The sequence below is a fragment of the Flagellimonas lutimaris genome (assembly GCF_003581615.1).
GTDB classification, from domain to species: Bacteria; Bacteroidota; Bacteroidia; order Flavobacteriales; family Flavobacteriaceae; genus Flagellimonas; species Flagellimonas lutimaris.
Map to the genome: position 1 here is coordinate 144,455 of NZ_QXFH01000077.1, position 12,237 is coordinate 156,691.

The 12,237-nt window shown below is 40.7% G+C and carries 14 protein-coding genes; 7 read left to right on the forward strand and 7 right to left on the reverse strand.

Features of this window, described 5'->3' with window-relative positions; genetic code table 11:
* Positions 1-27: 27 nt before the first annotated feature.
* From D2V08_RS14865 to D2V08_RS14890, 6 genes are all read right to left on the reverse strand, one after another.
* Positions 28-321, reverse strand: a complete 294-nt coding sequence (locus D2V08_RS14865; RefSeq protein ID WP_119609664.1) for a cupin domain-containing protein — start codon at positions 319-321, stop codon at positions 28-30.
* Between the two features lie 26 nt (positions 322-347).
* Positions 348-776 (reverse strand): nitrous oxide reductase accessory protein NosL, encoded by a 429-nt coding sequence (locus D2V08_RS14870; RefSeq protein ID WP_119608974.1) that lies wholly within the window; start codon positions 774-776, stop codon positions 348-350.
* Positions 777-786: 10 nt separating this feature from the next.
* Entirely contained in the window at positions 787-1,398 is a 612-nt protein-coding gene (locus D2V08_RS14875) for a hypothetical protein (RefSeq protein WP_119609665.1), read from the reverse strand.
* A gap of 123 nt (positions 1,399-1,521) precedes the next feature.
* On the reverse strand, positions 1,522-3,444 hold the full coding sequence (gene nosZ / locus D2V08_RS14880) for a Sec-dependent nitrous-oxide reductase (protein WP_439108287.1): 1,923 nt from the start codon (positions 3,442-3,444) through the stop codon (positions 1,522-1,524).
* 68 nt (positions 3,445-3,512) lie between these two features.
* Complete coding sequence (locus D2V08_RS14885; RefSeq protein ID WP_119608977.1) at positions 3,513-4,094, reverse strand: fasciclin domain-containing protein; 582 nt, start codon at positions 4,092-4,094, stop codon at positions 3,513-3,515.
* Between the two features lie 5 nt (positions 4,095-4,099).
* The gene (locus D2V08_RS14890) at positions 4,100-4,612 is read right to left on the reverse strand and encodes a c-type cytochrome (protein ID WP_119608979.1); all 513 of its coding nucleotides are present in this window, start codon (positions 4,610-4,612) and stop codon (positions 4,100-4,102) included.
* Positions 4,613-4,694: 82 nt separating this feature from the next.
* Here D2V08_RS14890 and D2V08_RS14895 point away from each other — a divergent pair, with 82 nt between their 5' ends.
* Both D2V08_RS14895 and D2V08_RS14900 read left to right on the forward strand, forming a co-directional pair.
* Entirely contained in the window at positions 4,695-5,159 is a 465-nt protein-coding gene (locus D2V08_RS14895; RefSeq protein WP_245980596.1) for an RrF2 family transcriptional regulator, read from the forward strand.
* 195 nt (positions 5,160-5,354) lie between these two features.
* Positions 5,355-6,083: a nitroreductase family protein gene (locus tag D2V08_RS14900; protein ID WP_119608983.1), complete on the forward strand. Its 729-nt coding sequence runs from the start codon at positions 5,355-5,357 to the stop codon at positions 6,081-6,083.
* Positions 6,084-6,266: 183 nt separating this feature from the next.
* On the opposite strand, the gene D2V08_RS14905 is transcribed toward D2V08_RS14900, so the two are convergent.
* A complete protein-coding gene (locus D2V08_RS14905) occupies positions 6,267-6,845 on the reverse strand; it encodes a Crp/Fnr family transcriptional regulator (RefSeq protein WP_119608985.1) in 579 nt (192 codons plus the stop codon).
* Positions 6,846-7,088: 243 nt separating this feature from the next.
* On the opposite strand from D2V08_RS14905, the gene D2V08_RS14910 reads away from it, so the two are divergent.
* From D2V08_RS14910 to D2V08_RS14930, 5 genes are all read left to right on the forward strand, one after another.
* Positions 7,089-8,093 (forward strand): aldo/keto reductase, encoded by a 1,005-nt coding sequence (locus D2V08_RS14910; RefSeq protein ID WP_100817919.1) that lies wholly within the window; start codon positions 7,089-7,091, stop codon positions 8,091-8,093.
* Between the two features lie 54 nt (positions 8,094-8,147).
* Complete coding sequence (locus D2V08_RS14915) at positions 8,148-8,894, forward strand: NIPSNAP family protein (protein WP_245980597.1); 747 nt, start codon at positions 8,148-8,150, stop codon at positions 8,892-8,894.
* A 130-nt stretch (positions 8,895-9,024) separates the two neighbouring features.
* Positions 9,025-9,795 (forward strand): outer membrane lipoprotein-sorting protein, encoded by a 771-nt coding sequence (locus D2V08_RS14920; protein ID WP_119608986.1) that lies wholly within the window; start codon positions 9,025-9,027, stop codon positions 9,793-9,795.
* Complete coding sequence (locus D2V08_RS14925; RefSeq protein ID WP_119608988.1) at positions 9,792-11,015, forward strand: ABC transporter permease; 1,224 nt, start codon at positions 9,792-9,794, stop codon at positions 11,013-11,015. Before D2V08_RS14920 ends, D2V08_RS14925 begins: the two co-directional genes overlap by 4 nt.
* 2 nt (positions 11,016-11,017) lie before the next feature.
* Positions 11,018-12,235, forward strand: coding sequence for an ABC transporter permease (locus D2V08_RS14930; protein WP_119608990.1), 1,218 nt, complete (start codon positions 11,018-11,020; stop codon positions 12,233-12,235).
* Positions 12,236-12,237 lie beyond the last annotated feature (2 nt).

The window sequence follows — 12,237 nt, forward strand, 5'->3', positions numbered from 1 at the left end:
CTTTTTAAAACGGAAACAAAGCAATTTTTATCTGATGATCAAAAACTTGGTGTCTTCCTTGGCCGTTACCCAATGCTCCACTTCTTTGGAAAAACCAAAATGTTGTTGTGTTGTCAAATTAACAATTTGGTTCTCAATATGGAAATTGATAGAACCTTCCAAGACAATCAAATGGGCATCTTTTGGTGATGTGTGATTTGGAAATACCGCATTTTTGGCCAAGCTGATGCTCAAAATTTCCAGTGCTGGGTTTTTGACCAGTCGTTCGACCTGTAGACCATCAAAAGGTTGTTGCGCAATGGTATTGTCAATATCGATCATATACATGGGTTTAAACTTTTACTTTGTTATTTATATTCTTGTTTTAATTCGGTCCAGGACAGGAGCTCCCCACCATTGTCATCCAATGTGTTTTGGGCAGCCTTTTCTTCGGAAAATGCACTTAGAAAAGCCCCCATAGGGCTGGGAATATTCTCACTTATCAAATAGGTGGCATTTTTGGCATCCACCAGTTCACCGGGACGGTCAAAATCATTGACCAAGAACAGGGCCATCTCGGTTTGATCATCCTTTAATTGGTTCATCATACATTCCACGGCGTCAAAATTGAATACCTTGCCTTTTGTGGTGACGAGCTGTGCTGCGTGTTGTTTGTCCACAATGGTCATACTACAATAATGACAACCAACATGGCCATAATCAATGGGTTTTGGACTTACGGAGCACCCCATGATACAACCAAAGATTACAAGCAATAGGATAATGAAGGGTTTCATAATGAATATTTTATTGTTTTTTTGTGTTTTTCCACCCCAGAAATCCCGCGGCCAAGGTAAGCATCATGCCCACGAACATGAGCCAGCCTCCAGATGCCGGAATTGAGGTTACATCAAAATTCAACATCTTTACATGTCCCAATAAAGGGGGCTTATAGGTCATCGCTGTTCCGTCGGGATTTGTTAATTTCATGATAGCATTGGGGTCCAGATTAGTGCCATAGTCCACCAACCATTCATTGAAATCGTACATGCCCAATATGCCCATAATGGACATCAGTACAAACCAACCAAGAAACCATTTGTAGCTAACCTTGTTGAAGTAACCCAAAAAACCGATCAATACACCAAGGGCCACCATGATTCCGATAACCATAGGAAAAGTACTAAATTCCCACATGTCCTCAGCTTTCGGGAGTGTGTGCATTCCTATATAGTGGTTCAGGCCATCAATGTTTTGGATATCAAATTCGCTTACTCCCTTTAGACCATTGATATGGATGTTCAACCCCAAGGGATCAGGATATTGTGGAGCTCCCAACATGATGTTCCAAAGTGGGAAAATGTATAATCCCAATAGGAAGAGCGGGCCAAAGATCATTAATATACTAGCCTTTTTCATTTGTTTTGATTTATAGGTTACAAACTGAGTGCGGTTTTTTGGTCGATGGTAGTTTGTCAATTTGTAAAAAAGCGGGCAGGTGGTGGACACAGCCCGCTTCATTCAATGGTGAGTCAATCCGAATTATTCACCAAGTGACCATTTCAATTCTGTGTTGGAATTGGCAGGAGAGACCCTTACATATCCTTGCATTTCTTGGTGCAGGGCCGAACAGAAATCTGTACAGTAGAATGGCCACACGCCAACTTGTTTGGGTTCCCAGACCGATGTCTTGGTCTGTCCTGGCATCACTAAAAGTTCGGAGGAGTTTTGGCCCAAGATGGAAAAACCGTGCGGTACATCAAAATCCTGCTCGTGGTTGGTGATATGGAAGTATACCTTATCACCGACCTTGATACCCTCAATATTGTCCGGGGTAAAGTGACTGCGGATCGTGGACATGTATACATGTACCTCTTTGCCGTCTCGTACCACTTTGGAACCATCAGCGGTTGTTACGGCATAGGGGTGCTGGTTCTCATCCAATCGATAGATTTTCTGTGATTTCGGAGCCAACAGCTCAGCGGGGCATCCCGCAGCGTAGTGGGGCTCTCCGTGTGTTGGGAAGTCATAGATCAATTCCATTTTGTCCCCTGATATGTCATAGATCTGTGCAGAGTGTTCCATTTCCGGACCAGTGGGCAAGTAACGGTCCTTGGTAATTTTGTTCATGGCTACCACGTATTGACCAAATGGTTTTCTCGAGTTACCTCCAGGAATCATAAGGTGACCCACGGAGTAGTACGTTGGTTTTCTGTCAATGACCTCCCAAGTACCCAATTTCCATTTGACCACTTCCGAAGAGATAAAGAAGGTAGTATATGCATTTCCTTTACCGTCAAATTCGGTATGTAGTGGACCGAGGCCTCCGCTTTTTACCTGTCCTGCCAGTACATCTTCAAATTTTAGAATTGGTATTCCATAGGCTTCACCATCGAATTTTTCACCTTCAATGGCGGCAATCATTTTATCAAAGGAGTGTACGGTTAAATCAGCAGATAGTTTTCCGTTACCAATAATGTATTCTCCTGATGGATCAACATCACATCCGTGAGGGGATTTAGGTGTTGGCAAAAAGTAAACTGCTCCGGGTACTTTTGTTGGATCAACGGTGAGTACCTCCTTACGCATTGTGGATGTTCCTGTGTGCGAATGCTCATCATATACGTTGTGTGCATAGTTGGCCGGCATTTTGGTTCCTCCGCCATTGTTCACATACTCTTCGATTTTTTTCCAGTTGATGGCTGCAATGAAATCTTTGTCATTTTGAGAGGCATTTACTTCCAATAGGGTATTGGCCTCTTCCGTATTATAAGTGGTGAAGAAGAACCATCCATGGGATTTTCCCCGACCTGGGTGTGAAAGGTCATAGTTGAACCCAGGCATCAACAATTGAAACTTGATGGCCATATGGCCATGTTCAGGATCCACACTGATAAAAGTCAAGGCACCTTTGAAGTTTCCTTTATATTCACTGATGGACATATCCCTTTGGGGTACGGGTACGGCAAAACGGGTACCGGCCACAACATATTCGGTGTTCTCCGTGATAAAGGACGAACTGTGGTTACCGGCACTGTTGGGTACCTCAATGATTTCAGCTGTTTCAAATGTGCTCAAATCGACTCTTGCAATACGGGGGGTATTGTTTCCGTTCACAAAGATCCATCTACCGTCCAACTCCCCATTGGTCTGGGAAATATCGGGGTGGTGAAGGTCGTCCCAAGGCACAAACCCATGGGAGGTGTTCAACATGGGAACGGTTTCTTCGGAATAGCCATACCCAGAAGTTGGGAATTGGGAGAATACTGGTATTTCTTTGAACATTCTACCTGATGGTAAACCATACACGGTAAGGTTACCACTATATCCTCCAGATAAAAAGGCGTAAAACTCATCTTGTTCCCCTGGGGCAACATATACTTTTTCTGCAGCACTGGATGACAATGCCCCGTTCGAACTTTGGTTTTGTTGGCCACAGGAGACCAGCATCAGGGCTGCTCCCATGGTCATTATAAAATGATTATGAATTTTCATTGTGTTAGGATTTATTCGTTTTTTTGGTTTTATGTTGTTTATTGGGTAGGAGGTAGGATGACCTTGTCCACCACATGTACGATTCCATTTCCTGCGGGTACACTACCAATTATCTTGGCGCCCCCGATAAAGACATCATCACCTTTAACTTCCACGGAAACATTTTGGTTATTGGCCTGCCCCAATTTTTTGAATTTTTTTAAAAAGTCCTTGGAATAGTTGCCTGGAGTTACATGGTATTTGAGGATGTTTGCCAGGGCATCCTTGTTTTCAGGTTTCAATAGATCTTCTACGGTTCCTTCTGGCAAAGCATCAAAAGCGGCATTGGTCGGCGCGAACACCATTAAGGGGCCGGCATTTACTAAAACATTCTCCAGTTCAGCGGCCTGTACGGCTGCGACCAAGGTGGTATGATCAGCTGATCCTATGGCTATTTGTAGCACATTGGGCGTGGACTCATCATCTTCTATAAAGGCCTGTCCTTTATTGTTTTCCAATATAGCCTCGGATGCGTTTTGGTCGGAAACCGTGGTTTGGTTTTGGGCCCTATCCTTACAACTGCTGTTGAGCGCTAGTAGTAGAAATAGTCCCATGGTACTGAGTTTAATGGTTGATCTCATACGATTTATTTTAAGGTTCTAAAGTATTCGAGAATAGCTCTTGCCTGATCTTCGGTCAACCCTTGGTTGGACATAGGCGATCCGTTGAATTCTTGAAGCAGATCTTTGGCCAAGGAATCTTGTTGCACCATTTCTTGGGGGTTCAAAATCATGTTCATGACCCACTCTGGAGTTCTTCTTTCCAATATTCCATTGGGAGGGGGACCGATGAATTTTTTACCAATTCTATGGCAAGCCAAGCACATTTGGTCATAGACCTCTTTTCCATTTGTAACCATGGCTTGATCAATATCCGGCTCCAATTCAACGGATTTGATCGGACCTACCCCTATCGTGGTCATGTCCACACGTTCAGAAGCCTTTACCTCGTTGGTCGTGTTGGTCTCTACAGGTTGTTCTGTGGCAGCCTTTTTACGTTGTACGCTAAAGCCTTCCTCTTTTTTCTCTTCATTCTTCCCTCCACATCCTATCATGATCATGGCAAAGAGCAGGGCCATTCCTTTTATTATCGTCTTCATGTGTTAAATGGTTTAAAATTTGATTCAAATGTATATAGGGACAAATAGGTATAACATGATATTAATCATAAAAAGGATAAAAATGTCTTTTAATCTTTGTTTGACATTTTTGACTATGCTCTCCAATTCTTTCAAATATGCCATAAAAGGAGTTCTTTATCTAGCATTGAACTCCAATACAGATCATAAAATATTGGTCCGGGATATTTATGAGAGAGTACATGTGCCGGAAGCCTATTTGGCAAAATTGTTACAGGAACTTTCCCGCCATGATATCATTTCATCCACTAGGGGCCCCAAGGGCGGTTTTTACTTAAGTGAAGAAGACCGTAAACGTACGCTTATGGAAATCGTGAAAGTCATTGATGGTGAGAAAAGGGTCAATTCATGTGTAATGGGTATTCGAAATTGTAATATGGATAATCCTTGTGTACTTCATAAACTTGTAGGGTCCAATAAGTCAAAATTCATTAAAGTCCTTGAGAACACGACCATTCTAGATTTGATCAAGGGAAAAGAGGATGTAGAGGAGTTTTTTCCATTGTAATATGAATATTCGGTTTTTCTAGAGCCTTCTTGTCCCACTGACTTTGAATTCTTCGATTTTCCAACCTTGATGTAAACCTCAATCAACAGCGATTCACTTTCGGTATTACTGGCTTATTGATAGCCTTCATCATTGTTTTTGTTTTAAAAAGATAACTTAGATGCGACAAAACTTTAAAAAGGTAAATTGATTACTATGGACTTGGAAGGTATTTTAAATTACAGACGTTCGGTTAGAGTTTATGATAAAGCTAAAAAAGTCGATACTAGAAAAGTAAAACATGGTTTGGATCTGGCGACATTGGCGCCCAATAGTTCCAATATGCAATTGTGGGAGTTTTACCATGTTACAGAACCGGATACTTTAACAAAGCTCTCCAAAGCTTGTTTGGGTCAAACGGCTGTTTCTACAGCATCTGAGGCCGTTATATTTGTTACCCGACAGGATTTGTATAAAAAACGCTTAAAATTTGTTCTTGAATTTGAAAAGGGAAACATTCAACGCAACAGTCCTGAAGATCGGCAGGAGAAACGAATAAAGAGTAGGGAGTTATATTATGGTAGAATAATGCCACTATTGTATACAAGATTTTTTGGTATTGTGGGGTTATTTAGGGTTATATTGACCAAGGCGATAGGTCTTTTTCGCCCCATAACCAGGGAAGTATCTGAAAGTGATATGCGTGTTGTGGTCCATAAATCATGTGCGTTGGCCGCGCAGACATTTATGATTGCAATGGCAAATGAGGGATATGATACCTGTCCATTGGAAGGGTTTGACAGTAAACTGGTCAAGAGACTTTTGAAATTACCACGTGGTGCCGAGATAAACATGGTGGTCTCCGTAGGAATCAGGAAAGGAAGTTCAGGTATTTGGGGCGAGCGGTGCAGGGTACCTTTTGATGAGGTTTACCATAAACTATAGATGTATGAATTAGTGAATATCAGTGGGAATACTCATTTGTTTCATTTACTGTTAACTATTAAAAAAATGTCAATAACCATATATGGCATTTATCTGATTTTTCTTAATTATGTGAATTACTCCATCTCGTAGAGTTTCTTCTTGTTCTTTCAAATTCCTTATTATCAATGCCGTTTCTTTTTTTTACAAATCCATGTTTCTCTTTCTCAATTTGCTCAAGAATTCTTGGGAGATTCCCAAATAGGACGCTATGTGATATTGCGGGACCCGCTGTACAACTGTAGGATATTGTTCCAGGAACATTTGATATCTTTCCATGGCATTTCTGGACATATTTTGAAGCAATCGTTTTTTAAGGGCATGCACATGGCGTTGCATCATAATTCTGAACATCCGTTCTAAGGCCGGAATTGCTTGGAGCAGTTGTTTTTTTGACTCTAGGGATAACATCAACATTTCAGTTTCCTCCAGGGTCTCGATACTTACTTGGCTGGGCACCTGTTTTTCAAAACTATTAATTTCACTAATCCACCAATCTTCAATGGCAAATTCAACCGTGTGTTCGTTTCCCTTATGATCTGTGAAAAATTCCCGGGCACAACCTTGCTTAATGTAGGCTTCAAAATTACAGATGTCTCCCGAGCGCAAAATGAGTGTGTTTTTTGGAAATTTTTGATATTCAAAAAACTCCAATGCCATCTCCGCTTCATTATCAGATAATTTAATAAAACGTTCCAAGTATTTTTTCAATTCATTTTTCATAAATCGGTATCGGGACTGTAATGGTGATTTCTTGTCCTAGTTCAATGAAAAGGGGTGAAAAACCCAATAAATTTGTTTCGACAATGTATCAAAGAATTTTGAAAAAACATGTATTGAATAGTTGATATCATGTTTTTAATAAATCGGGCACTAGAGAATTTGGTGTTAAACATAAATAGCCCATATCCTAAAGTTGTTCTATTTATGGGAGATGCAATGAAATGAACCTTAATTTAACCACTTATGAATTACCGACCAAACAAGAATAGATATAACGAAATGACCTACAATCGCTGTGGCGATAGCGGTTTGTTGCTACCTGCTTTTTCACTTGGCCTTTGGCATAATTTTGGTGAGATGGATAATTTTCATACCGCCCGTACAATAGTGCGCAATGCATTCGATGCCGGAATTACCCATTTTGATCTTGCAAATAATTATGGTCCCCCACCTGGTTCGGCCGAATCTACTTTTGGTAAAATACTAAAATCTGATTTGGCCCAATACCGGGATGAAATAATTGTGAGCACCAAAGCAGGATGGAAGATGTGGGATGGTCCTTATGGTGATTTTGGTTCCAAAAAATACTTGGTTTCCAGTTTGGACCAGAGTCTAAAAAGAATGGGGCTGGATTATGTTGATATTTACTATCACCACCGCCCGGACCCATCCACACCTTTAGAGGAAACCATGGGCGCTTTGGATTTAATAGTTCGACAAGGGAAAGCACTTTATGTTGGAATATCCAGCTACAATGCGGAGGAGACAAAGGCTGCCATAAAAATGCTAAAAGAAATGGGAACCCCATGTTTGATTCATCAACCCCGTTATTCCATGTTCGATAGGTGGATAGAAGATGGATTGTTGGATGTATTAGGGGAAGAAGGCGTTGGAAGTATTGTGTTTTCACCCTTGGAGCAAGGTTTGTTGACCAACAAATATCTTCACGGAATCCCAGAATCATCAAGAGCTGCCTCCGGACGTGGGAACGGCGCTTTGGAAGTTGACCAAATCACCCCCGAAAAACTGGAAATTGTAGCAAGATTGAATAAAGTGGCAAACGATAGGGGTCAGACCCTGGCCCAAATGGCACTATCATGGGTAAAGCGAGACCCAAGGGTTACATCTGTCTTATTAGGGGTCAGTAAGCCCGAGCAACTGGAGGACTCGTTACAGGCTTTGCAAAAACCGGGATTTGACGATGGGGAGTTGAGTGCGATTGAAAATATCCTCGCAGGAAAAGTATAAATGGTATAACATGCCATTGATCATGGTATTATAAAAGCTAACTAAACAATTAAAATGATGAAAAGAGTTTTGTCCATACTTTTTATATTGATGCTGCACTTTCACTTGGTAGCACAGGAACAGGTTTATGAACTAAGAACCTATGAATTGGAGTTTGGTAGACCGGAACAGGTGCTTCATGATTATTTAAAAGAAGCGTTCATTCCAGCCATGAATCGACAAGGAGTGAAAAATATTGGGGTGTTTGAAGAGGTAGGAGAACGTTTGCCCAAAAAACTATATGTGGTTATTCCTTATAATAACATAGCTGAGTTTCAAAAAAGCAACGAGTTATTGATTCAGGACGAAAAATATATAGAGGATGCAAGCCCATACCTTAAAATATCCGAAGACTTGATTCCGTACAGTAGAATTACCACTGATCTTATTAAATCCACCACTGGTTTCCCTAACCTTCAGAAGCCGATGGATGATGCGAACTTTTTTGAGCTTAGAATTTACGAAAGTTACAATGAGGATGCCCTAAGAAGAAAAGTGAAAATGTTCAATGACAGTGAATTTGGCATTTTTGAAGATGTTGGCCTTCCCACTGTATTTTTTGGATCTAACATTGCTGGGAACAATATGCCATGCCTCACCTATATGTTGGCATTTAAAGATAAGGAAGCCCACACGGAAGCATGGGGCAAGTTTGGTCCGCACCCGGAATGGAAGCGAATCTCAAATATGGAAGAATATGCAAATGCCATGAACAATATCATCCGGGTATTTTTAAAGCCACTTTCATATTCTCAGTTGTAGTGTGCAACAAGGTTATAAAGGTCCCTTTTTCTTGGTTTACCATGTTTCTGTTCAAAAAGCGATTGTTAGTCGGATTGATTCAGTGATTTATATCATTGTCTAAGGCTATTTATTGAGCTAGTTTCAAACTATGAAAATAGCTCTGACTTTGGTTCGATATTTAGCTTTTGGCCTGAGTATTTTGCTTCTTGCTGCCATAAAGCCCACTCAAGATTTATCCGCGAAGGAGATTGTTAAAAGGGCTGATGACAATATTAGGGGGAATACGTCCCAAGCAGATATTACCATCCAAATTATACGTCCATCCTGGCAAAGGGAAATGGAAATGAAAGCTTGGACCAAAGGGGATGACTATACCTTGATTCTTGTACAGGCTCCTGCCAAGGAAAAGGGTATTATTTTTCTTAAACGCACAAAAGAAGTTTGGAACTGGATACCAGCCATTGAACGTACCATTAAACTGCCTCCTTCGATGATGTCCCAGAGTTGGATGGGCACCGACTTTACCAATGATGATTTGGTTAAGGAAGCCTCATCGGTCAAAGACTATGATCATAAACATATGGCCAAGGAATCTATTGAAGGCAAAGAATGCTACAAAATTGAAATGATACCGAAACCTTCAGCTGCCATTGTTTGGGAAAAGGTAATCGTATGGATAGATACCCAGGATTTTCTTCAGATCAAGGCGGAATTTTATGATGAAGACGGTGAACTGGTCAACATCATGAATTCAAGTGATGTCAAAATCTTTGGTTCAAGAAAAGTGACCACACGGATAGAAATGATTCCTACTGATAAAGAAGGCTACAAAACCGTGATCAGGTACAATCATCTCCTATATGATAAGGAGATTCCCGACAGTTTTTTCACTACACGAAACATGATGCAATTGAAATGATGTTCCTAAAATTGGCATGGTTGAATATTTGGCGCAACAGGCGAAGAACATTGATTACCGTTGCCTCAGTTTTCTTTGCCGTGCTTTTGGCCATTACCTTTCGCTCGGTTACCGATGGAGTTTATGAAAACATGATTCATAATGTGGTCAGCTACTCATCCGGTTATCTTCAAATCCATAAGAAAGGCTATTGGGATGAACAATCGATAGACAACTCTTTTGAAGCCGATGAACAGCTTTCTAAAAAATTACTTAACAATCCCAAGATCACCTACCTTATGCCTCGGTTGGAAACCTTTGCCCTGTCATCGTTTGCCGATAAAACCAAAGGAGTGATGGTATTGGGGATAGATCCTGTGAGTGAAAAAGAAGTAAACCGCCTCAATGAAAAGATTATTGAAGGGCAATATTTTGAAAGTAACAATGTGGACCATATCCTTATTGGCAGTGGGTTGGCAGAACAACTTAACACCAAGGTAAACGACACTCTTGTTTTGATTGGACAAGGGTACCACGCAAGCAGTGCCGCGGGTAAATTCAAAATCGATGGTATTTTAAAGCTGGGGTCTCCCGAGCTGAACAGTAATGTCATCTACATGCCATTGCAGGCATCGCAATATCTGTACGGTGCAGAAAACCGATTGACATCATTGTCCATTATGCTCGGTAAAACTTCGGATTTGGAAAGTTCCAAAAGAGCGGTAGAAAATACCATTGACATTGAGGCTTATGAAGTGATGACATGGAAACAAATGATGCCTGAGATGGATCAGTTTATTGAAGCGGACAGTGCGGGGCATTATATTATCATTGGAATTCTCTACTTCATCATATCCTTTGGATTGTTTGGTACTTTATTGATGATGACCTTTGAACGAAATCGGGAATTTGGTATTCTGATTGCCATCGGCATGAAAAAACGTCTATTGGCCTATGTAGTACTGTTGGAATCGATCATGATTTCATTGATGGGCTGTTTGATGGGTGTGTTAGCGGGCATATTGATTGTTCATTTGTTCACGGAAAACCCTGTCCAATTTAGTGGATCGCTAAGGGAGGTTTATGAAGATTATGGTTTTGAGCCCATTATTTATTTTTCGGGTCATATCCGAATTTTCATTACTCAAACCTTGATTATATTGGTATTGGCCATCCTATTGGCCCTTTACCCTGGATTTAAAATATTAAGGCTTAAGCCTGTAGATGCCATAAATAGTTGATTATGTTGGTTCAAATAGCTTGGCGGAACATTTGGCGCAACAAAACACGAAGTTTTGTGGTGATTGGCTCCATTGTAATTGGTCTGTGGGCCAGCGTATTCATTTTGGCCTTTGCTTGGGGGCTTTACAAAAACAACATTGATGAATCTGTAAACAGGCAACTATCCCATATCCAGATACACCATCCTGAATTTACCAATCAACAGGAATCCAAATATGTCATCAAAAATTCCGATTCCATTCTTTCAATACTTCAAAAAGAAGACCTGGTTCAAGCCGCAAGTGCACGCTCCATTACCCAAGGGATGATTACATCCCCTACAACCGTTGCTGGTGTCACAATTTATGGCATATCCCCAAAAGCTGAAATAAAACAGATTGGCCTAAATGAAAATTTGATAGAGGGAGATTACTTTGCTTCGGGAAAAGGCAATGAAATCTTTATAGGAGAAAAACTGACCAAAAAACTCAAGATTAAATTACGGAGTAAGGTGGTGGTTACTTTCACGGATATCCATTCCAATATAGTTTCTGCCGCATTTCGAGTTGGTGGAATCTATAAATCCAAGAACCTTTCCTTGGATGAAGTTAATGTCTATGTTCAAAAACAATCCTTGGACAAACTCCTGGATTTACAGCCTTCAGAAAGTAATGAATTGGCCATTTTATTGAAAGATGAAGCAGCATTGGAAAGCTATAAATCTGGTGTTCAACAGTTGGTTCCTAGTGGAAAGGTGGAAGATTGGAAGGACCTTTCCCCTCATCTGGAGATGGTAATAGAATCTTTCAATCTATACACCTATATCATTACTGGCATTATTCTTTTAGCCCTCACTTTTGGTATTGTGAATACCATGCTCATGTCCGTTTTGGAACGAATTAGGGAACTGGGCATGCTGATGGCCATTGGATTCAACAAGAGAAAGATATTTTCCATGATTATGTTGGAAACCTTTTTTCTGACATTGATCGGATGCCCCCTTGGACTTTTTATCGGATGGTTGAGTATTCTTATTCTAGGAACCTACGGTATCAACATCGCCATATTCTCCGAAGGATTGGCCAGTTACGGTTTTAGTTCCATCATCTATCCTGAATTGGATAATCAAATCTATTGGATAGTGGCTATTATGTGTCTGATTACAGCACTGTTATCGGCCATATACCCTGCGTACAGGGCTTTGCAATTAAATCCTGCAGAATCAATTCGAAAAATCTAGCA

What these genes read in the sequence shown, in the direction of transcription:
- D2V08_RS14865 (WP_119609664.1), bottom strand. Translation starts at nt 321, where the DNA reads ATGATCGATATTGACAATACCATTGCGCAACAACCTTTTGATGGTCTA.
- D2V08_RS14870 (WP_119608974.1), bottom strand. Translation starts at nt 776, where the DNA reads ATGAAACCCTTCATTATCCTATTGCTTGTAATCTTTGGTTGTATCATG.
- D2V08_RS14875 (WP_119609665.1), bottom strand. Translation starts at nt 1,398, where the DNA reads ATGAAAAAGGCTAGTATATTAATGATCTTTGGCCCGCTCTTCCTATTG.
- nosZ (WP_439108287.1), bottom strand. Translation starts at nt 3,444, where the DNA reads ATGGGAGCAGCCCTGATGCTGGTCTCCTGTGGCCAACAAAACCAAAGT.
- D2V08_RS14885 (WP_119608977.1), bottom strand. Translation starts at nt 4,094, where the DNA reads ATGAGATCAACCATTAAACTCAGTACCATGGGACTATTTCTACTACTA.
- D2V08_RS14890 (WP_119608979.1), bottom strand. Translation starts at nt 4,612, where the DNA reads ATGAAGACGATAATAAAAGGAATGGCCCTGCTCTTTGCCATGATCATG.
- D2V08_RS14895 (WP_245980596.1), top strand. Translation starts at nt 4,695, where the DNA reads ATGTCTTTTAATCTTTGTTTGACATTTTTGACTATGCTCTCCAATTCT.
- D2V08_RS14900 (WP_119608983.1), top strand. Translation starts at nt 5,355, where the DNA reads ATGGACTTGGAAGGTATTTTAAATTACAGACGTTCGGTTAGAGTTTAT.
- D2V08_RS14905 (WP_119608985.1), bottom strand. Translation starts at nt 6,845, where the DNA reads ATGAAAAATGAATTGAAAAAATACTTGGAACGTTTTATTAAATTATCT.
- D2V08_RS14910 (WP_100817919.1), top strand. Translation starts at nt 7,089, where the DNA reads ATGAATTACCGACCAAACAAGAATAGATATAACGAAATGACCTACAAT.
- D2V08_RS14915 (WP_245980597.1), top strand. Translation starts at nt 8,148, where the DNA reads ATGATGAAAAGAGTTTTGTCCATACTTTTTATATTGATGCTGCACTTT.
- D2V08_RS14920 (WP_119608986.1), top strand. Translation starts at nt 9,025, where the DNA reads ATGAAAATAGCTCTGACTTTGGTTCGATATTTAGCTTTTGGCCTGAGT.
- D2V08_RS14925 (WP_119608988.1), top strand. Translation starts at nt 9,792, where the DNA reads ATGATGTTCCTAAAATTGGCATGGTTGAATATTTGGCGCAACAGGCGA.
- D2V08_RS14930 (WP_119608990.1), top strand. Translation starts at nt 11,018, where the DNA reads ATGTTGGTTCAAATAGCTTGGCGGAACATTTGGCGCAACAAAACACGA.